Below are 651 nucleotides of genomic sequence, written 5' to 3' on the forward strand. Positions count from 1 at the left end.
CCCAACTCCGGCGTGAATCCCAGCACCTTGATGGCGTGGGCAGAGATGTACGCCGAACCGCCGAAGAACATCGCATGGCCGAACGACAAGAGCCCCGTGTAGCCCAGCATCAGGTTGAAGGCGCACGCGAACAGCGCGAAGCACATCACCTTCATCAGGAACACTGGATAGACCGCGAATGGTGCGGCGAGGAGCAACGCGACTGCGATCAGCCCGAGCACCAGTGTCATCGGGAACCTGGATGAGGTCGCGGAGGTGGTGACGGGCGCTGTGGTGGAGGAAGACGTTGTCATTGATGCGCCCTCACTTGGCCGTGCCGAACAGGCCGGCGGGTTTCACCATGAGCACCAGAGCCATGATGACGAAGATGACGGTGGAGGAGGCCTCGGGATAGAACACCTTGGTCAGGCCCTCGATCACCCCGAGGCCGAAGCCGGTGAGGATGGCCCCCAGGATGGAGCCCATGCCGCCGATCACCACCACGGCGAACACCACGATGATGAGGTTGGAGCCCATGGTGGGGCTCACCTGATAGGCGGGGGCGGCGAGCACGCCGGCGAGCGCCGCGAGGCCTACGCCGAAGCCGTAGGTCAGGGTGATCATGCGCGGCACGTCGATGCCGAAGGCCTGCACCAGGTCGGGCCGCTCGGT

General features: G+C 64.7%; 1 protein-coding gene and 1 pseudogene. Both read right to left on the minus strand.

Features of this window, described 5'->3' with window-relative positions; genetic code table 11:
- A pseudogene (locus V5F48_RS24965) lies at window positions 1-230 on the minus strand (branched-chain amino acid ABC transporter permease); the annotation flags it as partial.
- Window positions 231-303: 73 nt separating this feature from the next.
- A partial coding sequence (locus tag V5F48_RS24970) for an ABC transporter permease subunit (protein ID WP_463596438.1) occupies window positions 304-651 on the minus strand: 348 nt, incomplete at its 5' end.

Origin of the sequence: Xanthobacter autotrophicus ATCC 700552 (assembly GCF_043194565.1) — a bacterium.
GTDB lineage: Bacteria > Pseudomonadota > Alphaproteobacteria > Rhizobiales > Xanthobacteraceae > Xanthobacter > Xanthobacter autotrophicus_F.